Origin of the sequence: Mucilaginibacter sp., from assembly GCF_025359345.1 — a bacterium.
Taxonomy (GTDB): domain Bacteria; phylum Bacteroidota; class Bacteroidia; order Sphingobacteriales; family Sphingobacteriaceae; genus Mucilaginibacter.
This window is the reverse complement of record NZ_JANYGQ010000008.1, coordinates 1-18,431: the sequence shown is the minus strand read 5'-3', so window position 1 is coordinate 18,431 and position 18,431 is coordinate 1. Positions and strand designations below refer to the sequence as shown.

At 42.6% G+C, this 18,431-nt stretch carries 17 protein-coding genes; 4 read left to right on the top strand and 13 right to left on the bottom strand.

Translation table 11 applies throughout. From position 1 onward, the window contains the following. The first annotated feature begins 52 nt into the window (after positions 1 to 52). A complete protein-coding gene (locus Q0R52_RS03435; protein WP_295792156.1) occupies positions 53 to 604 on the top strand; it encodes a CAP domain-containing protein in 552 nt (183 codons plus the stop codon). Positions 605 to 655: 51 nt separating this feature from the next. Here Q0R52_RS03435 and Q0R52_RS03430 read toward each other — a convergent pair whose 3' ends face one another. From Q0R52_RS03430 to Q0R52_RS03410, 5 genes are all read right to left on the bottom strand, one after another. Then, on the bottom strand, positions 656 to 889 hold the full coding sequence (locus tag Q0R52_RS03430; protein WP_252791999.1) for a DUF1456 family protein: 234 nt from the start codon (positions 887 to 889) through the stop codon (positions 656 to 658). A 20-nt stretch (positions 890 to 909) separates the two neighbouring features. Then, on the bottom strand, positions 910 to 2,211 hold the full coding sequence (locus Q0R52_RS03425) for a DEAD/DEAH box helicase (RefSeq protein WP_295792152.1): 1,302 nt from the start codon (positions 2,209 to 2,211) through the stop codon (positions 910 to 912). A 268-nt stretch (positions 2,212 to 2,479) separates the two neighbouring features. Further along, complete coding sequence (locus tag Q0R52_RS03420) at positions 2,480 to 3,025, bottom strand: DUF4337 domain-containing protein (protein WP_295792148.1); 546 nt, start codon at positions 3,023 to 3,025, stop codon at positions 2,480 to 2,482. 20 nt (positions 3,026 to 3,045) lie between these two features. Further along, positions 3,046 to 5,454: a glycoside hydrolase family 2 TIM barrel-domain containing protein gene (locus Q0R52_RS03415; RefSeq protein WP_295792145.1), complete on the bottom strand. Its 2,409-nt coding sequence runs from the start codon at positions 5,452 to 5,454 to the stop codon at positions 3,046 to 3,048. A gap of 94 nt (positions 5,455 to 5,548) precedes the next feature. Beyond that, positions 5,549 to 5,842, bottom strand: a complete 294-nt coding sequence (locus tag Q0R52_RS03410; RefSeq protein WP_295792141.1) for a hypothetical protein — start codon at positions 5,840 to 5,842, stop codon at positions 5,549 to 5,551. Between the two features lie 256 nt (positions 5,843 to 6,098). Here Q0R52_RS03410 and Q0R52_RS03405 point away from each other — a divergent pair, with 256 nt between their 5' ends. After that, positions 6,099 to 7,499: an MBL fold metallo-hydrolase gene (locus tag Q0R52_RS03405; RefSeq protein ID WP_295792139.1), complete on the top strand. Its 1,401-nt coding sequence runs from the start codon at positions 6,099 to 6,101 to the stop codon at positions 7,497 to 7,499. Between the two features lie 151 nt (positions 7,500 to 7,650). On the opposite strand, the gene Q0R52_RS03400 is transcribed toward Q0R52_RS03405, so the two are convergent. From Q0R52_RS03400 to rpe, 3 genes are all read right to left on the bottom strand, one after another. After that, a complete protein-coding gene (locus Q0R52_RS03400; RefSeq protein WP_295792137.1) occupies positions 7,651 to 8,601 on the bottom strand; it encodes a D-2-hydroxyacid dehydrogenase in 951 nt (316 codons plus the stop codon). Between the two features lie 84 nt (positions 8,602 to 8,685). Further along, positions 8,686 to 9,756, bottom strand: a complete 1,071-nt coding sequence (gene serC / locus Q0R52_RS03395) for a 3-phosphoserine/phosphohydroxythreonine transaminase (protein WP_295792135.1) — start codon at positions 9,754 to 9,756, stop codon at positions 8,686 to 8,688. Between the two features lie 284 nt (positions 9,757 to 10,040). Beyond that, the gene (gene rpe / locus Q0R52_RS03390; RefSeq protein WP_295792304.1) at positions 10,041 to 10,697 is read right to left on the bottom strand and encodes a ribulose-phosphate 3-epimerase; all 657 of its coding nucleotides are present in this window, start codon (positions 10,695 to 10,697) and stop codon (positions 10,041 to 10,043) included. Between the two features lie 266 nt (positions 10,698 to 10,963). Between rpe and Q0R52_RS03385 the strand changes: the two genes are divergently transcribed. Further along, positions 10,964 to 13,357 (top strand): ABC transporter permease, encoded by a 2,394-nt coding sequence (locus tag Q0R52_RS03385; protein WP_295792133.1) that lies wholly within the window; start codon positions 10,964 to 10,966, stop codon positions 13,355 to 13,357. A gap of 70 nt (positions 13,358 to 13,427) precedes the next feature. Here Q0R52_RS03385 and Q0R52_RS03380 read toward each other — a convergent pair whose 3' ends face one another. The 3 genes from Q0R52_RS03380 to Q0R52_RS03370 form a co-directional block, all read right to left on the bottom strand. Continuing rightward, positions 13,428 to 13,940 carry a hypothetical protein gene (locus Q0R52_RS03380; RefSeq protein ID WP_295792131.1) on the bottom strand — a complete coding sequence of 171 codons (513 nt, stop codon included), beginning with the start codon at positions 13,938 to 13,940 and terminating at the stop codon, positions 13,428 to 13,430. Positions 13,941 to 14,053: 113 nt separating this feature from the next. Continuing rightward, the gene (locus Q0R52_RS03375) at positions 14,054 to 14,776 is read right to left on the bottom strand and encodes a LytTR family DNA-binding domain-containing protein (RefSeq protein ID WP_295792129.1); all 723 of its coding nucleotides are present in this window, start codon (positions 14,774 to 14,776) and stop codon (positions 14,054 to 14,056) included. Continuing rightward, entirely contained in the window at positions 14,773 to 15,828 is a 1,056-nt protein-coding gene (locus Q0R52_RS03370; RefSeq protein ID WP_295792128.1) for a histidine kinase, read from the bottom strand. Before Q0R52_RS03370 ends, Q0R52_RS03375 begins: the two co-directional genes overlap by 4 nt. Before the next feature lie 264 nt (positions 15,829 to 16,092). Here Q0R52_RS03370 and Q0R52_RS03365 point away from each other — a divergent pair, with 264 nt between their 5' ends. Further along, positions 16,093 to 16,314: a hypothetical protein gene (locus tag Q0R52_RS03365; RefSeq protein ID WP_295792126.1), complete on the top strand. Its 222-nt coding sequence runs from the start codon at positions 16,093 to 16,095 to the stop codon at positions 16,312 to 16,314. A 305-nt stretch (positions 16,315 to 16,619) separates the two neighbouring features. Here Q0R52_RS03365 and Q0R52_RS03360 read toward each other — a convergent pair whose 3' ends face one another. Both Q0R52_RS03360 and pnp read right to left on the bottom strand, forming a co-directional pair. Beyond that, positions 16,620 to 16,889, bottom strand: coding sequence for a hypothetical protein (locus Q0R52_RS03360; protein WP_252791985.1), 270 nt, complete (start codon positions 16,887 to 16,889; stop codon positions 16,620 to 16,622). 222 nt (positions 16,890 to 17,111) lie between these two features. Further along, a partial coding sequence (pnp, locus tag Q0R52_RS03355) for a polyribonucleotide nucleotidyltransferase (protein WP_295792123.1) occupies positions 17,112 to 18,431 on the bottom strand: 1,320 nt, incomplete at its 5' end.

The window sequence follows — 18,431 nt, the reverse complement described above, 5'->3', positions numbered from 1 at the left end:
TATTTTATTACGCTGATACTAAACCTATAAGCTTTCCAGTTGTCAAATAAGCATGAAAATCTTAGTAAAAGGACTATTTACCATTTTTACAATATTATTTTTCCAAACCGCTTTTGCCCAGCAGGCAACGCCGGAATTTAAACGCGAATTTTTAGAAAACATAAACCACACCCGGGAAAAGGGCTGCAACTGCGGCGGAACCTATATGCCGCCCGCACCGCCCCTGGTTTGGAACGATGATTTGGCAACTGCAGCTTTAAAGCATGCGGCAGATATGTCAAAACACAATTATTTTAGCCATACCAGTCTTGATGGCCGTACGTCGGACAAGCGGATGGTGAACGCTGGTTATACTTATAAAGGCTTTAAAAGCTTCGCTGTTGGCGAAAACATAGCGCAGGGCCAAATGAGCATTGCCGAAGTTATGGCGGGATGGTTTAACAGTCCAGGCCATTGCAAAAATTTGATGAACCGCGAGTTTAAAGAAGTCGGTATAGCAAAATATAACGACTATTGGGTACAGGATTTTGGTGGCAGAATACCCTTTAGCGGGGAAGAACAGAAGTTATTGAAAAGCGGGAAAGCGAAGTTGATAGAGAATTAGGAAGTCGCAAGTTCTAAGTCTTAAGTCGGAAGTCTAATGTCCGTTTATGACTTAAGACTTTTTTTCTTCTTTCGGTCCGCGCTGGTGAATTATTAGTCCGTTTAAAAAGTTGCGTAAAATCTGGTCGCCGCAAGGCTTGAAATTGGGGTGATCTTCTTTGCGAAAGATGGCGCCCAACTCGGTTTTGGTGATGCGGAAATTGGCCAGTTCCAGTACCTTTATAATATCATCATCGGTAAAATGCATGGCTACCCGCAGCTTTTTCATGATATCGTTATTGCTCATATCTTTCTATTATGATGTAATTATACTGAAATTTCAATTTTAACCTTTTTATTTTTTATTTTTTCGCCTTTTAGCAAGTTAACGGTTCGCTCAATGCGGTTGCGTTTTACGGCGGCGTACGATGAATAATCCAACACCTCTATCAAACCCAAATCATCTTTTGTCAGTTCGCCTTTTTGAAGCAACAAGCCAACGATATCCACTTTATTAACCTTATCCTTTTTACCCGCAGCAATGTAAACCGTTGCCCATGGTGTTGGGGCGGGGATTTTTAAATCAGCCGGTAATATTTCAATCTCCGGCGCTTTATCAATATAGCCCAGCTTCTCATCTTCCGTTAAAATCAAATAGGCCGTGCCTTTGGCATGCATACGGGCTGTACGGCCGTTACGATGCAGAAAAGCCTCTTCATTATGCGGCAGTTGGTAATGTACAACGTATTCAATCTCGGGTATATCAAGTCCACGTGATGCCAAATCGGTAGTAATTAAAAGCCTGTGGCTGCCATTCCTGAATTTCAGCAAAGCGCGTTCCCTGTCCTCCTGCTCCATTTTGCCATGGAAGATATCGTGCACTAGCCCCCTATCCCAAAGCAAATCACTGATCCGCTCAACTGCATCGCGATGGTTACAAAACACCAGCGTGGCCTTATCCCCTATTTTGCACAGGAGTGAAAACAACGTATCCAATTTATCCGCCGCAGGCGAAATAACCGCCTTTAATTTAAGATCGGGCGCATTGGTTTGATTTTGAAGGAAGTCGACTTCTTTGGGGTTATGAATACCTGTAAACGCCGGTATCTCATCCATTTTAGTGGCCGAGGTAAGTATTCGTTTATTAAGATGCCCTAGCTGCCGGATGATATAGGTCATATCCTCCTGGAAACCGAACTCCAGCGCCTTGTCAAACTCATCAAGTATTAATGTTTTGATAGTATCAGTAGTGAAGCTTTCGCGGCGTAAATGGTGGGCTATCCGGCCAGGTGTACCTACTAAAACTGCAGGTGGCTGTGATAGGTTATTGCGTTCGATTTTTACCGGGTGGCCGCCATAACAAACATTCACTTTAAATCCGCTGCCGATTGTTTTAAAAACCTGTTCAATCTGTAACGCCAGTTCCCGCGATGGCACCAGGATAAGGGCCTGAACCGTTGGAATCTTCGCGTCCAATAAACCTAACAACGGCAATAAAAACCCAAGTGTTTTACCCGAGCCTGTAGGTGATAGTAACAGTACATCCCCTTTTTTTGCAGCTTCAAGCGCAGCATGCTGCATTTGGTTCAGTTCGGTAATTTTTAGCTTTTCGAGCGCTTGTTTTATCATTTGCTGCAAAGATACGGAATAAAAGCGCAGACGGGGTGGGTAGTAACTTCCACCAGCCCTTGCCGCGAAAACAGCTATTAAGTAAATGATTTCAAAATTTCAGGAACTCCCAGTAGCCGCCCCCAAAATTGTCATTTCGAGCGAGAGCGAGAAACCTTTGCAATTGGAAGTTATGAGCCAGACCTGCCCGCCGTCCATATCGCGCGGACAAGTTTTCTCCTCGTTCCACGTCGAAATGACATGCTCATTAATTTTTCGACAATTTATTCTACAACAACCCGCTCACCAAAAAGAACAGCCCGATAGCTGCAAAACCCATGCTTGCCCACCACAACGCCTTTCGCTTGGTGATGATGGATATGGCACCAATGGCTATTGCCACCTGGAACAACGTTACACATTTAGCCAATACGGAATGTTTGGCGGTATGCTCATCGCTCTCTTTTTGAAAGGCTTTGGCTTCGGCCATAATTTTGGCTTGTTCGGTTTTGTTTTCCTTTACCTTTTCAGCATCCTCGGCAACGGGCGTTTTACCGACCGCTACCAATATTTTGTTTGATGTGGTCAATATCTCCGACTTGATACCTTTTGCCTGGTAAAACGCCCATTGGTCTGATGAGCGCATCTGCGACAGCATGGCTTCGTCCGCATGCGCCCCAGCCATTAAACCGGCTATGGCAGCTAAAACTGCAAATACAGCAGTGGTAAGAGCCACATACAGCACCCATTTATCTTTGCCCTCCGATAATGCGTGGTGAGCATGCTCGTTGCTTTGTTCATGAATTTTTTCGGAAAAGTTTTCTATTTCGTCCATGTTTTAAAGGGGTATTTTAATTATTCCACGTGTAAAATTACGCTTTTGCCTGTTAACTTATCTGCACTTGCTGTTAATGTTATATTGCCTGCTTTATGAGTTGATTTTATAATAACCATACACTTACCACGCCACGCTTTGCGTTGTGGTAGCTGATCGCTTTCCACGCTTATAGGGTTGGCATTACCTACGGCTATAAGCTCACCCGGTCCATCAACCTTAAAATGAATAAGATTGTTTGCGCGTGGGTTTAAGGTGCCTTTAGCATCCGATAATTCTACAGTAACATAACTTAAATCCTGGTTATTTGCTTTCAACTTTGACCTATCAGCGGTTAGCTTAATTTTTGCCGGTGCAGCGGCCGTATGCAGCACCGAGATGTTTACTTTTTTATCGCCATCGTAACCAATAGCTTTTAATTCACCGGCCTGGTAAGGCACGTCCCAGATTGCCGTAAATTTAGTACCGCGGTTGGTCAGTTTCTTCCCTAGCGACTTATTGTTTAAAAACAGCTCGACCTCAGGGCACGAAGAGTAAACATTTACAGCCAACGGCTTGTTTTCGTAACCTGCCCAGTTCCAGTCGGCAACTACATCGTGCCAATTCCATTTGGACCAATCGGCAGTTTTGTTATTTAAGGCGAAAGATGGTTTGGGCGATTGTACAAAAATTGAAAGCTGGTTTTCTTTCCAAAGTGCATCCCGGTAGTAGGACTGGGCACGCTTCCACCCGCAAATATCAATATCTCCGCAGTATGCTAAATTCCATGGATAAAAACTGGTGCCCACCGGATAACCTAACCAACCGATGCTGGCTTCGCCAATATAATCGAAGGATGTCCAAACAAAATCCCCTAACACATATGGATGGTCTATTACTTCCATCCAGCTGCCGAATGATTCCATGGCGAATGACTCGGTGCAAAACATTATCCTGCCGGGTACGCGTTTGTGGTCGGTTTCGTAAGTATTGCCATCGTGGCCGTAATTTCTGACCGGGTAGTTGTAGCCGCTAACATCAAGCTTTGCAAAGTAGGGGTCTTTAGCCGGATTGATATCATCAACGGCAGCGGTAACAGGGCGCGTTGGGTCAAGCCCACGAACATAAGAAGCTAGTTGTCCGGCTTCATCGACACCTTCGGGTGTTCCTTTTTCGGGCACTTCGTTACCAATGCTCCACATAATTATACCGGGATGGTTCCTGTCGCGCATTACCATACTTTCAATATCCTTCTTCCACCAATCGTTAAAGTATAAATGGTAGTCGTATGGGTTTTTGCCATACTTCCAGCAATCAAAAGCTTCGTCAATTACCAGCATGCCCAGGCGGTCGCAGGCGTCCAAAAAGGCAGGGCTTGGCGGGTTATGGGCGCAGCGGATGGCGTTGTACCCGCTGGCTTTTAATATTTCAACGCGACGCTCCTCGGCACGGTCGTATGTTTTTGAGCCGAGCGGACCATTGTCATTATGTACACATCCACCCTTTAGCTTTACCGTTTTGCCGTTAAGCTGGAATCCGTTTTCTGTATCGAATGATATTTTGCGTATGCCAAAAGTGCTGCGTTGTTCATCTGTCAATATTCCGCTAATGTAAACCTGCGTAATCGCGATGTATAAAGATGGTGAGTCACACAACCATAGCGCAGGAGTAGCGACATCCATATCTTTTTTAAACCCATTTGATGATCCTGCATTTATCAATTCCTCGCTTTGTGCTGAGGCAACTTCCTTATTTTGCGGGTCGAGTATTTTCGTAATTATCTTAACTTTTTGATCGGCCTTGCTTTCATTTAAAATATCAGTTTTGATATTGACCCTGGCCGATGCCGTGTTAACTTCGGGTGTAGTGATATAACTTCCCCATTGCCCAATGTGAACCGGCTCCGCAACCCGCAGCCACACGTGCCGATAAATGCCCGACCCTGAGTACCAGCGACTATTTTGTCCTTCGTTTTTTACTTCAACAGCGATGGTGTTTTTGCCGCCGAACTTTATTTTATCAGTTAAATCGAACCAAAAACTGGTGTATCCATAAGGGTGCGTACCCATATTATGCCCGTTGATAAAGACGGTCGCATTCATGTACACGCCATCAAACTGTACTATTAGGCGTCTGCCTTTTTGAGCGGCCGGAACATCAAAGGTTTTACGGTACCAGGCTGTCCCTCCTACCGAAAAGCCGCCTCCAACCTGGCTGATAGCGTTCTGGGTAAATGGTGATTGCGTCCCCGGAAGATTTTCGATGCTCCAATCATGCGGTAAATTAACTTTACGCCATTTTGAATCGTCGTAGTTTACGTTTTCAGCGCTTAGTGCACCGCCGCGGTAAAACTTCCAGTTGTCATCAAACAACACTGCCCCGGAGTTTTGGGAAAAAGCTTTTATACAGACTAAAAGCAGCAGGTTAAACAGCAGGATATTTTTGAGCATACGAATATTGGGTTAGTGAAATTGGTTGTTAAATTTAAACACTAATCCAACAAATTTTACCTAAACCGGATATTTATTATTGTTTATTATACAATTATTCAGGCGACTGCAATAAATCGGGATCTGCGCCAGCTGGGTCTTTATATTTTTTAATAAAATCCGCCACTTCGGCGGCCTGGTCCCAGGTAAGTTCGTCCATGCCGTTGTATTCCCAGTCGGTCATGGTTTCATCAAAAACTATTTCGCCCATACCAACTACGCCATCGGTAAGTTTGTACACACCTGTTGCGAAGTAATCTCCGCCAGGTAACTGCTCATTAATTGGGGTAATGGTAAGTTCTACCGGCCCGTCAATTGTATTTAAATGGTAGGTTGCTTGTTTGATCATGGCTGTTGTATAATTCTACTAAAATAGGTAATTTATCAAATCACTGTAAGCTACACAAAAACTTTGCCTGTAATGCCATTTCAGCATAAAATGTTACAACAATAATAATAAGTTTGCATTTATTGGTTCACTGGCTCATTAGTTCAATAGTTCATTGGTGTTGGCGCGGGTATAACAACTTTTGCCGACGTTAACAATTTATCAAAGCTACACCAATGAACAAATGAACCAGTGAACAAATGAACGATTTCGAAAGATGAATTTAACTATATACGGGGCGGCGCGGCAGGTAACAGGAAGCATGCATTTATTGCAGGTGGGCCAGTTTAAAATATTAATAGATTGTGGACTTGATTACGAAAAGGATCGCAATATACAAGCAAATGAAGACTTCCCTTTCAGACCGGAAGAAATAGATGTGGTGGTGCTAACCCACGCCCACATCGACCACTCGGGCAACTTACCTACGCTGGTGCGGCTTGGTTTTAATGGCCAGGTATTATGCACTCCTCCCACTGCCGATTTAACGGAGTTACTATTACTTGACTCCGTAAACATATTTATGCACAAGGCCGACAAGGGCCGTAAACACCGTCGGGGCAAAGGAAAATTCAATACCGCCGCACAACCACTCTACCTGCAAAAACATGTGATGGATGCAATGGACAGGTTTGTAACCATAGGCTTTAACAGGCCATTCAGAATCAATGGCGATATCGAGCTGACCTTTATACCAGTAGGCCACTTATTGGGCGCTGCGGCTGCTGTTTTTAAGGTGAACGAGGGAGGAACTGAAAGGTCGATTGCTTTTACCGGTGATATTGGCCGCAAAAACTACCCGGTATTGGATGACCCGCAGCAACTCCCCCCGGTTGATTACCTGGTGACCGAAAGCACTTACGGCGGACGGCTGCATACCAAAGACAAAACCGTTGAACAGGCGCTGGTTGAAACTATTGAAAAAGCTTGTGTTAAAGAACAAGGCCGGTTGATTATACCTGCATTCAGTATTGGGCGTACGCAATCGCTGGTCTATTCATTAAATAAAATTTTCAGCAGCGGATTGCTTCCGCCGGTAAAAGTGTTCGTTGATAGCCCGATGGCTACCCGGGCCACACAGGTATTCCGCAAATACCATAACCTGGTAAACCAGGAAGCGCAGGAGTTTTACAACAAGCAGGGCGATGAGTTTGAGTTTGAGAATTTAGAGTATGTTGAGTCGCTGAAAGACAGCAGGCAGGTATCCAATTACTTTGAGCCTTGTATTATAATTTCGTCGGCAGGCATGCTGGAAGGCGGCCGCATACAGGACCACCTCTATTATAACATTCAAAATTATTACTGCACCATCCTATTCATTGGCTATTGTGCCAAAGGCACATTGGGCCACCGTTTATTGCGTGGCGACCCTATTGTCCATATCAAAGACCGTGAACTGGCTGTTTATGCCACTATTAAACAAACCGATGTTTTAAGCGCTCACGGCGATCATCAGGACCTTTTAGACGTGGTTAAACACCAGGATAAGACCAGGCTAAAAAACGTATTCCTCGTGCACGGTGAGACGTCGAGCATGCAGGCTTTTGCGGATGCAGTGGAAAGTGAGGGGTATGTGGTTACGATACCGGAAAAGGGAATTAAATACGAATTGAATTAACACGTATTTTCACGAATTTAATCGAATTTCACGAATTTGATCTGCGCTTTGGGAGTGAAATTCCGTAGAATATTGATCAAAATAAAAAATCGAATTACACTATCAAAGCAGATTAGTGTAATTCGATTCAATTTGTGACAATTAGTGTCAATTATTTATTAAAATGCCCAATTATCAAGCTTGCCAGCTCAACACCGATACGCTCCTGCGCTTCGTTGGTGGCGGCACCAATGTGTGGGGTTAATGATATTTTTGGATGCTTAATTATTTCTTCACGTGGAGTTGGCTCGTTGTCGAAAACGTCCAGCGCTGCAAATGACACCTGGCCGCTGTTTAAAGCATCAACCAAAGCTAACTCGTCAATTAAACCGCCGCGTGATATGTTTACCAGGCCCACGCCTTTTTTCATTTGAGCAAGTTCTTCGGCACCAATAAGGGCTTTGTCAACAAATGGCGTATGCAGGGTAATAAAATCAGCCGATTTGATAATTTCTTTAAGCGTTGCAGTTGTGACCGAAACCTTCACTTTGGTACCGCCGCCTAAAGTCAATTCCAGTTCAGGACTGAAGGGGTAGAGGTCGTAAGCCAACACATTCATACCTACGCCGATGGCGATTTTTGCCACTTCGCGACCTATGCGGCCAAAGCCTACAATACCTAAGGTTTTATCGCGCAGCTCAATGCCTTTGGCATAAGCTTTTTTCAAATCGTTAAATTTGGTATAGCCTTCAACCGGCATCTTGCGGTTGCTATCGGGTAAAAAACGAACGCAACCGAATAGTTGGGCAAACACCAGTTCGGCTACTGATAATGATGACGATGCAGGGGTGTTATAAACACCTATGCCCTTTTCTTTGGCATATTCCACGTCAATATTGTCAACACCTACGCCACCTCGGCCTATCAGTTTAAGGTTGGGGCAGGCATCAATTAAGGCTTTACGTACTTTAGTAGCGCTGCGCACAGTTATAGCATCATATTCCTGCAAACGTACAGGCAGCTCATCCTGCGGAATGTTATTAGTATCTACAAAAAAACCGGCATCCTCCAGCATTTTTTTGCCTATCGGGTCGATGCCATCATTGGCTAGTATTTTTATCATGTCAAGTTAGAGATTAGAGACTGGAGATTAGAGGTTAGGCAGCTGCAGATATCAACTAATCTCCAGTCTCTAACCTCTAATCCACTAAATTTTATTTTTTTCTGCAAATTCCTGCATGGCATCAATCAGCACGTAAACGCTGTTGATAGTTAATGCGTTATAAATTGATGCACGGAAACCGCCTACGCTCCTGTGGCCTTTTATGCCGATGATTTCTTTGTCGTCGCAAAGTTTCAGGAATGCTTTTTCAAGCTCAGGGTTTTCCATTACGAAGCAAACGTTCATGTGCGAACGGTCTTCAACAGCACAAACCGGTTTAAATAGCGGGTTGCGGTCAATTTCCTCGTACAATACACGTGCTTTGGCAATGTTTTCTTTTTCGATAGCCTCAACGCCGCCTTTTGATTTTAACCAGTTAAGCGTAAGCATCGATACATAAATAGCAAACACCGGTGGGGTGTTGTACATTGAGCCGCCTTCAATCTGCACCTGGTAGTTAAACATAGCCGGTATTTTACGACCCGTTTTTCCTAAAAGCGAATCTTTAACAATTACCAGCGTTACACCGGCAGGGCCCATGTTTTTCTGGGCGCCAGCGTATATCAAACCAAAATCAGCAACGTTAACCTTACGGCTGAATATGTCAGACGACATATCGCAAACCATTGGTATCGGCGATTTAGGAAACTCCTGCATCTGCGTACCGTAAATGGTATTGTTCGAAGTGATGTGGAAGTAAGCCGCATCAGTTGGTATTTTATAATCCTTAGGGATATAAGTAAAGTTTTTTTCTTTTGATGTAGCTACAATTTCAACATCGCCAAAAAACTTAGCTTCTTTAAGCGCTTTGTTTGCCCAAACGCCTGTTTCGAGGTATGCAGCTTTGCCGCCTTCGGGCAGTAGGTTGTAAGGAGCTAAAGCAAACTGTGTGCTTGCACCACCCTGTAAAAATAAAACGGAATACCCTTCCGGCACTTCGAAAAGTTCTTTAACCAGCTTTACCGCCTCATCAAGCACCGATTCAAATTCAGGCGAGCGGTGCGATATTTCCAAAATGGAAAGTCCGATTCCGCCAAAATCAACAACCGCAGCTGCTGCCTGTTTTAAAACTTCGTGTGGTAAGATGCCTGGTCCGGCGCCAAAATTATGTTTCATTTTATTTATTTTTTTCGATAATTGGTAATGCCCTCAAAAGCCCTTTCTGCATTTGTGCGATGGCTGGTGACGATATCATTGAGTTTATAAATTGGTTTTGTTGAATTATTGATTAATTAACAAATCGGTATTAAGACGGGCCGAAGTTAATTAATTTGACAATATTAATAGAGAATATTTGCTTTTTTTGAAAAATGATACAATTCGATTACAATTGCAGCTTTGAATTTTAAATATTAAAAAAATTAAGGGTTTTTATTATCAGCCTAACATCCGGGCTGAAGTTACAACCCCGAACTTTTTAAATCAGCTATTGCCTGTACAGGGTTTAGCGCCGAAAAAACCGAGTTACCTGCAACCAGGACGGTGGCCCCGGCTTCAACCAGTTTTGCCGCGTTACTGCCATCCACTCCCCCATCAACTTCGATGTACAAACCGGGGTTTTTACGAGCGGCCAGCTCTTTTATATCGGCCAGTTTTTTATAGGTATTCGGAATAAACTTTTGCCCGCCAAAACCCGGATTTACCGACATTATGAGCACCATATCCAAGTCGGCCACAATATCTTCCAACAATAAAACAGGTGTATGTGGATTAACAGCTACCGATGCACGGCAACCCAGTTCTTTAATATATTGCACGGTCCGGTGCAAATTTGGGCATGCTTCGTAATGCACGGTAATGCTGGCCGCACCCGCATCTTTAAAAGCTTTTAAATAACGGTCGGGGTCAACAATCATCAAATGAACGTCCAAATCCTTTTTAGCATGTTTTTTTACAGCGCTTACCACAGGGAAGCCAAAGGAAATATTAGGCACAAACATGCCGTCCATAATGTCGACATGTATCCAATCGCCATCGCTATTGTTTATCATTTCAATATCGCGCTGCAAATTGGCAAAATCAGCCGCTAGAATAGATGGGGCTATCAGGTGGTTCATGGGTGTAAAGATAGCTTTTTTAGTCCGAAGTCCGGAAAGTCGGTAAAGTCCGAAAAGAAAAACACCTCTTTTTTGATAAAATGGTTTAGCAAATATTATCAATATCGTCGTTACCATGTTCATCATTACAACCAATACAACCATTACAACTATTTTAATCTTTTTCCCTGTAACGTTTCAGAAAATGATTCGTCTTGATGTAAGTGATATTGTTTATCAATAAGCTATCGTTCCGTTTTTTTCTCGAACCCTGAATTGACACTCCCATGTTAAAAAACTACTTCAAAACCGCATTCCGTAATCTCTGGAAAAATAAGGCGTCATCATTAATAAACATTTTGGGCCTTACTATTGGTTTAACTTGCTGCCTGCTTATCGGCATCTATATCCAACACGAGTTAAGCTACGATAACTTTCAGCTAAATGGAAGTCGCGTGGCACGTGTAATAATGGAGTATAAATTTGACGGAGGAAGCGAATTCAAAAAAGGAAACTTTACCAGTGTGCGTGTTGCCCCTGTGTTTAAAAAAACCTTCCCCGAGGTTAGCGATGCTGTGCGTATGACGAACAGCAGGCAGGTTATTAGCTACAACGACAAATTAATCAACGAAAAGGCATTTATGTATGCTGACCCCAGTTTTTTTAATATTTTTTCATTTAAGCTGATATCGGGTGAAAAAGATAAGATGCTCACAGCTCCCAACCAGGTGATGGTTACTGCGTCGACTGCAAAAAGGTATTTTGGTGACGAAAACCCGGTCGGCAAAACATTGAAGGTGGGTGGTGATGGCACCCTTTACCAGGTAACCGGCGTGATAAAGGATTGCCCCTCAAACTCGCAGATAAAATTTGATTTCCTGGCTTCATTTTCGTCGCTTGGACTTGCGGAATACGAGAAAACATATTGGGACGCCAATTATACTACTTACCTGCTACTGAAAAACAACAACTCCATTGCATCGTTACAGCCCAAAATCACCCCTTTTATGCAAAAAGAGATGCAGGGCCAGGGTGCCACAGTCGACTTTTTGCTTGAGCCGTTTACCCGGGTACATCTTTATTCAGAGTACGATGGTTTTGAACCCAATAACAGCATTACCTACATCTACATTCTCGAAGCTGTGGCTTTAATGATACTGGTTATTGCCTGCTTTACGTATGTAAACCTGAATACAGCCCGCTCAATTGAACGGGCAAAGGAAGTTGGTGTTCGCAAGGTTATTGGCGCCGGCAGCAAGCAGCTTTTCTGGCAATTTATAGGCGAATCGGCATTACTGTGCACAATCGCTACGCTACTTAGCTCGGTAGCAGCAACTTTGTCGTTGCCTTATTTTAACCAACTATCTGAGAAACAATTGCAGGTAAGCGCATTTTTTTCATGGCAGTTTGCCGCTGCGGCAGGGCTACTTATTTTAACAGTGAGCCTTGCAGCCGGCAGCTACCCGGCTCTGGTGCTTTCGAATTTCCAGCCGGTAAAGGTATTGAAGGGTTCGTTTAAAAATACGGGTTCGGGGCAATGGCTGCGTAAATCGCTGATTGTGTTTCAATTCTCCATCTCGGTGGTGCTTATCATATCTACATTTATTATACAAAAGCAATTAAGCTATGTACAGAACAAAAAACTGGGCTACAATCGCGAGCATGTTCTGGTGTCGCAGCTTGACAGTCGTACACTTAAAGATTTGCCCGTTATAAAGCAGCAATTTAAATTAAACAGTAATGTGCTTGATATTTCGAAATGTTCCAGTCCACCTGTGAATATTGTTGGCGGCTTTAACATGCGGTCGGCAGCTATGCCCGAAAACCAGCAGATTGCCGTTGCCGGTAACCAGATTGATGAAGACTATATTGCCGCTACCGGGTTACAGATTGTTGCCGGCAGCGGGTTAACACAACAGGATATGCTTGACATTTCGAACGATGACCAAAGTAAAAAAAGCTACCATTTTATTTTAAACGAGTCAGCCGCAAAGCAATTGGGCTGGAAACCGGAGGAGGCTGTTGGTAAACGCATGTTTTTAGATGCATCGCGCCCGGGCTATGTAAGAGGAATAGTAAAGGATTTCAATTTTGAGTCGATGCATGTTGCTATTAAACCTTTGGTGTTGTTTCCGGAAGTATGGGGACGCACTATGCTTGTAAAAATTAGTGGCACTAATATTACCCAAACAATTGGATTTTTAGAAAGCAAATGGAAACAACTTGTACCCTACAAGCCTTTTGAATTTCATTTTATGGATGATGATTTTAACCGCCTGTATAGCTCAGAATTACGATTGGGTAAAGTGCTCAATATTTTTGCAGGAATAGCCATTGCGCTTGCCTGCCTGGGATTGTTGGGGCTATCGTCATACTCAGCTAAACAACGTATCAAGGAGATTGGCATCCGCAAGGTATTAGGCGCGGGGATCGGCAATATAGCTACCATGTTATCAGTCGATTTTGTAAAACTGGTTATTGTGTCAATAATTATCTCATCTCCTATTGCATGGTGGGCCATGAGCCGCTGGTTACAGGGTTTTGCGTACCGCATTGATATCAGTTTGATGACATTTGTTTTTGCAGGCTTTGCAGCAATAGCTATTGCGGTTATCACGGTAAGTTACCAGGCCATTAAAGCAGCCCTGATGAACCCGGTGAAGAGTTTGCGTTCCGAGTGATTAGTGATTAGAGACTGGTGATTAGGAGCCGCAAGATCTAACTAATCGCTAATCACCAACCTCTAATTAACTACTTCAGCTTCACCCAATCGTCTTTAATGCCTTTCTCCTGCAGGTAGGTGTATAGTTCCTCCGAATCTTTACCACCAACTTTTGCGTGGTGCAACAGGGTAAAGCCATGCGGGCCTTTGGTGGTCATAAAGCGCGGGTATTTTTCAAGGATGGATTTCACCAGGTCGGTTTTGCCGAGCATGGTCATTACAAAAATGGTTGTTCGCGAGCCCGCTTCCAGCAGGTAGTTGGCAATGACTTTATTACCGAGATGTCCTGCTCCTTCAATGGCAGCTTCAAAATCGCCATTACCCCAGTCAAACTGGCTGTAAATTAAGTTAGGGGTTTCCAGCAGCATGCTTTTCACCTTATCAAAATTAGCATGTCCTGCTATTACAAACTCTTTTACCAACGATATCGGCAAGGGCGGTATGTCATCTTTCGCGGTGCTTTTTTGAGCCATTAAGTTGTCACCTGCGAGGGTTAATGCTGCACCAACCCCGGCTGTACGTATAAATGCCTTTCTGTTCATAACATAAACATATACAACATTTTACGACAGGCGTATTTAATTATTTGAGTGGTGCTATTTACGTGTTGAAAGTACATTTTGTACATTTCGCCAATAAAACAGGTTGTCGAAATTTAGTCTTTTCGAAGTGAATGACCCGAGATAACTTCTTTTTGAAAAGAGTCTTTAAAATTGCGGCTAAGCGGGATGCGGACATCGTTAATGATAACTTCATTTCCTTTTACCTGGTTGATATGATTGCGGGAAACGATGTAAGATTTATGAACTTTCACAAAACGGTTTGCTGGCAATTGTGCTTTAAGGCCCTTTAAAGTATTGTACGTTATAAAACGCTTTTGGGCTGTATGGATATAAACATAATTATTGGCCGCCTCAACATACAATATGTCCCCGAACAATATTTTTTCGAAACTACCATTACATTTAACGTACAAAAACTCAATATCCCCGCCATGGGGTCCAAACGTATTGGTTAACGACAGCCATTTCCGGGCTTTATCAACAGCTGAGGTCAGCCTTTCCATCGAAATTGGTTTTAGCAAATAATCAACAACGCCTAACTCAAAACCGTCAATAGCATATTGCGGGTAAGCCGTGGTTATAATTACCACGGGCTTTACCCGCACCAATTTTAAAAAATCAAGGCCGCTTAAACCGGGCATGTCAATATCAAGAAAAAGAATATCCACCTGCTGATCGCGATTCAACAATTGAAGCGCGCTGAATGCGTCGTCGGCCAAACCGGCGACGTGCAAAAAATCAAATTCCTTTACGTCGGCGGCAAGTCCGTTACGGGCAATAGGTTCGTCATCAACAATTAAACAATTCAGTTTCATTTAACTTTGATAGTTAACGTCAGCTTAAATTTTTCGTTCGCCTTATCGATGGTAAGTGAATAATTGCCGGGATAAATCAGTTCCAACCGTTTCTTTACATTACTTAGCCCAATACCTTTTTTTTCTGTGCTAACCATGCCATTGACAGTGTTGATTGTTTCAAAACAAAACCAGCCATCCTTCATAGCGGCACTAATTGCAATAACGTTTTCACCATCTTTAATTTGTGATACATGTTTAAAACAGTTTTCAACTACCGGCATTAAAATAAACGGGGCAATTAAAAATCCTTCTATATCATCGAGCCCATCGTAACCAACCATAATGGATTCGCTTAACCTTTTTTTTTGAAGTTCGACATAATTAATAATAAACTTCAATTCTTTTTCAATCTCCACTTCAGGTACATCACACTCATAAAGCTGGTACCTTAATAAGGATGAAAACTGTTCAACCATCAGCCTGGCCGGAGTGTTTACACGGTCAATTTTATAATAAATGGTATTAAGGGCATTAAACAAAAAATGCGGGTTTATCTGATTTTTTAGGGTTTCCAGTTCGGCAATATTGCGTTCTTTTTCCAAGGTTTCCATTTGCCGGGCAGCAATTATACGGTCGAACGAGAGCCGGATAGCAAAACCACCCAGCGATATAAACGATACCAGGAAATATGACCCCAGCACCAAATCGGACCAAAACCAATAGTAAAAATGTTCCCTGTATTGAGTGAGGTTTTTTTGATAATAACCAGCAACGGTGTAACCCATCAGCCCAATCTGGCAGGTAATAATCAGCAATGCAGCAGCCAAACTCACTATTAAAAACCCTGCGGTAAATTGCAGGTATTTTTTTTTTAAAAAGAATTTAGGCAGTAGTAACTCAACGGTAACAACCAGTGCCGTAATGCTAAAGGTGATATCGATTATTGTAGAAAATAAAGCCCTCAGTGGTTTGGGAAAACCACCCAGCTTAAACAGGTACCATACAAAGGCAAATGCTATGGCAAATATTAAATAGTAAACCCGCCGTTTGCGGCCGTAGTGATTTAGCATATTGTTGAATAAACTAATTTACCACAAAAACCGTGAGCCGGCTGTTATTTTATGTGTATGACTTGTTTTTTTATGTGAAAGGCAGGTTTGGTCAGTGACATTAAAAAAGCGCTTATGCCATTTGGCGCAGGCCTGCGACCTGAGCTGACGAATTTTGCTCCCTTGGGGTTTTTATTAACATAGAGGCAATTCAATAATTATTAGTTACTAAATCTATTTAATTCATATTTTTATTAAAATTTAAAACCTTAAACAATAAAAAGTATGAAAAATCTTAAAGAAAGCGGTAATGCACCACTAAGCCGGTCAGAAATGTCAAAAGTAAAAGGTGGTGGGGTTGATTGTAATACTGCCTATCAGCAATGCCATGCTTCATGTGGCCATTTTACCACAGACTACTCTCGTTTTGCAGGCTGTGTAGCGGGGCTTACTAACAACATGTGCTCGCCATTGCATGGCTGGTATGTAGATTGCCCGAACGATTAAAGGCGTACTAAACAAACTTACGAAGCGTTAACGCTTCGTAAGTTTGTTTAAAGAATTAGTTTACTCGTTCTTCAAACTCCTCACGGGGTTCATGAGCGCAGCCTTTATAGCATGGAGGCCTACCGTTGAAACCGCTATTACCACGCTAACACTCGCTTGAAATAGTTTTTAAACATAATTTAACAGGCTCTATGGATAGATGATACAGTTTTTTGTCAAAAGCTTTGGCAATGCTGTTTGATTTGTAAATGCTGCAGCTGTCCGATCTTTTCGATTTCTCAGGTTTTACTGACTTTCAGACTAAATCAATCGCAATTCAGCAGCAGATCGTAATACTTCTGCATCAGCACGGTATCGTAGTTAACAAGGGAGTTGTAAGCTTCAGAAACAAGCTCATTTAAGATGGAGGAGCCGAGTTGGCCGCCACCATTGGGGATAGAATCGTAATAAGTGATAAGTTCTTTAACTCTTATAATTTCGTATAATAATAATTGTACTAAATCCGCTTGTGAGCCCGACTGTATACCCGAATTATTATTTATAAAATCTAAAGGATCGCTATTAGTAGAAGTCATTTTATAGTAGGGATCGGACTTAAGGGTTTTATCAGCTTAACATTAATTAATATGAAGTTCAAAAAAGTGCTTTTTGTTTTAAAAAAATTAAAATAATTTCATTTAAATGATAAAACCCTCGTTATGAGGGCTTTATCATTATTTGATTAATTAAGCGAGCCGTTGATCAGGTTGATTTAGTTATAAAATCACAACTCATTCAACCTCATCAACTTATTCAACTTAACCTTTATTCTCCGGCCTTGGCAATAAAGCTTTGCGCGAAAGCTTCAGTTTGCCTTGTTTGTCAACGTCAAGAAGTTTTACACGTACTTCATCGCCAATTTCGAAAATGCCATCCATGGTTTCAAACCTTTTGTGGTCAATTTCCGATATGTGCAGCAAACCGTCTTTGCCTGGCATAATTTCAACAAATGCACCAAAAGGCATTATCGATTTAACTTTACCTTCGTAAATTTCACCAACCTCTGGTTTCGAAGCGATGTTTTTAATACGGGTAACTGCTTTATCGATAGCTTCTTTATTATCGGCAAATATCTGAACAACACCTTGGTTGCCAACTTCCTCGATAGAGATAGTAGCACCGGTTTCACGCTGCATTTCCTGGATGATTTTACCACCGGGACCAATTACCGCGCCGATAAATTCCTTATCAATACGGATAGTGATAATGCGAGGTGCATGTGGCTTGTAATCTTCACGTGGTTCGGTAATGGTTTTAGCCATTTCGCCGAGTATGTGTAAACGGCCGTCTTTTGCCTGGATTAACGCATTGGTTAAAACCTCGTACGATAAGCCATTTATTTTAAGGTCCATTTGAACAGCAACAATACCATTTTTGGTACCCGTTACTTTAAAGTCCATATCACCTAAGTGGTCTTCATCACCCAAAATATCCGAAAGGATAGCATATTTGGTACCCATTTCGTTGGTGATTAATCCCATCGCGATACCTGATACCGGCGAAGTGATTTTAACACCTGCATCCATCAAAGCCAATGTACCGGCACAAACCGTAGCCATTGACGATGAACCATTTGACTCCAGGATATCGGATACGATACGGATAGTATAAGGATTTGCATCTTCGGCTGGCAATACGCGTTTTAACGAACGCATTGCTAAGTTGCCGTGACCAATTTCCCTACGGCCTGCTCCCCTGTTAGGGCGAACCTCACCTGTTGAAAAACCAGGAAAATTGTAGTGTAAAAGGAATTTGTTATAACCGTTAATGAACGCGCCGTCAATCATTTGCTCGTCATCCTTAGCGCCCAAGGTAACAGTAGTTAATGCTTGTGTTTCGCCGCGGGTGAATACAGCCGAACCGTGTGCAGATGGCAAATAGCCAATCTCGCTCCAGATAGGGCGTATTTGCGTAGTGGTACGACCGTCTAAACGTTTGCCTTCGTCTAATACAAGATTACGGATAGCGTCATACTCCACATCGTGGTAATATTTTTTAGCAAGAGATTTGGTAATGTCGTCAATCTCGCCTAAAGTAGCGATATAGGCATCACGTACTTCTTTAAATTTAACCGAACG

Bases quoted from the DNA above. Each gene is read 5' to 3' on its own strand.
- Q0R52_RS03435 (WP_295792156.1), top strand. From the start codon at position 53: ATGAAAATCTTAGTAAAAGGACTATTTACCATTTTTACAATATTATTT.
- Q0R52_RS03430 (WP_252791999.1), bottom strand. From the start codon at position 889: ATGAGCAATAACGATATCATGAAAAAGCTGCGGGTAGCCATGCATTTT.
- Q0R52_RS03425 (WP_295792152.1), bottom strand. From the start codon at position 2,211: ATGATAAAACAAGCGCTCGAAAAGCTAAAAATTACCGAACTGAACCAA.
- Q0R52_RS03420 (WP_295792148.1), bottom strand. From the start codon at position 3,025: ATGGACGAAATAGAAAACTTTTCCGAAAAAATTCATGAACAAAGCAAC.
- Q0R52_RS03415 (WP_295792145.1), bottom strand. From the start codon at position 5,454: ATGCTCAAAAATATCCTGCTGTTTAACCTGCTGCTTTTAGTCTGTATA.
- Q0R52_RS03410 (WP_295792141.1), bottom strand. From the start codon at position 5,842: ATGATCAAACAAGCAACCTACCATTTAAATACAATTGACGGGCCGGTA.
- Q0R52_RS03405 (WP_295792139.1), top strand. From the start codon at position 6,099: ATGAATTTAACTATATACGGGGCGGCGCGGCAGGTAACAGGAAGCATG.
- Q0R52_RS03400 (WP_295792137.1), bottom strand. From the start codon at position 8,601: ATGATAAAAATACTAGCCAATGATGGCATCGACCCGATAGGCAAAAAA.
- serC (WP_295792135.1), bottom strand. From the start codon at position 9,756: ATGAAACATAATTTTGGCGCCGGACCAGGCATCTTACCACACGAAGTT.
- rpe (WP_295792304.1), bottom strand. From the start codon at position 10,697: ATGAACCACCTGATAGCCCCATCTATTCTAGCGGCTGATTTTGCCAAT.
- Q0R52_RS03385 (WP_295792133.1), top strand. From the start codon at position 10,964: ATGTTAAAAAACTACTTCAAAACCGCATTCCGTAATCTCTGGAAAAAT.
- Q0R52_RS03380 (WP_295792131.1), bottom strand. From the start codon at position 13,940: ATGAACAGAAAGGCATTTATACGTACAGCCGGGGTTGGTGCAGCATTA.
- Q0R52_RS03375 (WP_295792129.1), bottom strand. From the start codon at position 14,776: ATGAAACTGAATTGTTTAATTGTTGATGACGAACCTATTGCCCGTAAC.
- Q0R52_RS03370 (WP_295792128.1), bottom strand. From the start codon at position 15,828: ATGCTAAATCACTACGGCCGCAAACGGCGGGTTTACTATTTAATATTT.
- Q0R52_RS03365 (WP_295792126.1), top strand. From the start codon at position 16,093: ATGAAAAATCTTAAAGAAAGCGGTAATGCACCACTAAGCCGGTCAGAA.
- Q0R52_RS03360 (WP_252791985.1), bottom strand. From the start codon at position 16,889: ATGACTTCTACTAATAGCGATCCTTTAGATTTTATAAATAATAATTCG.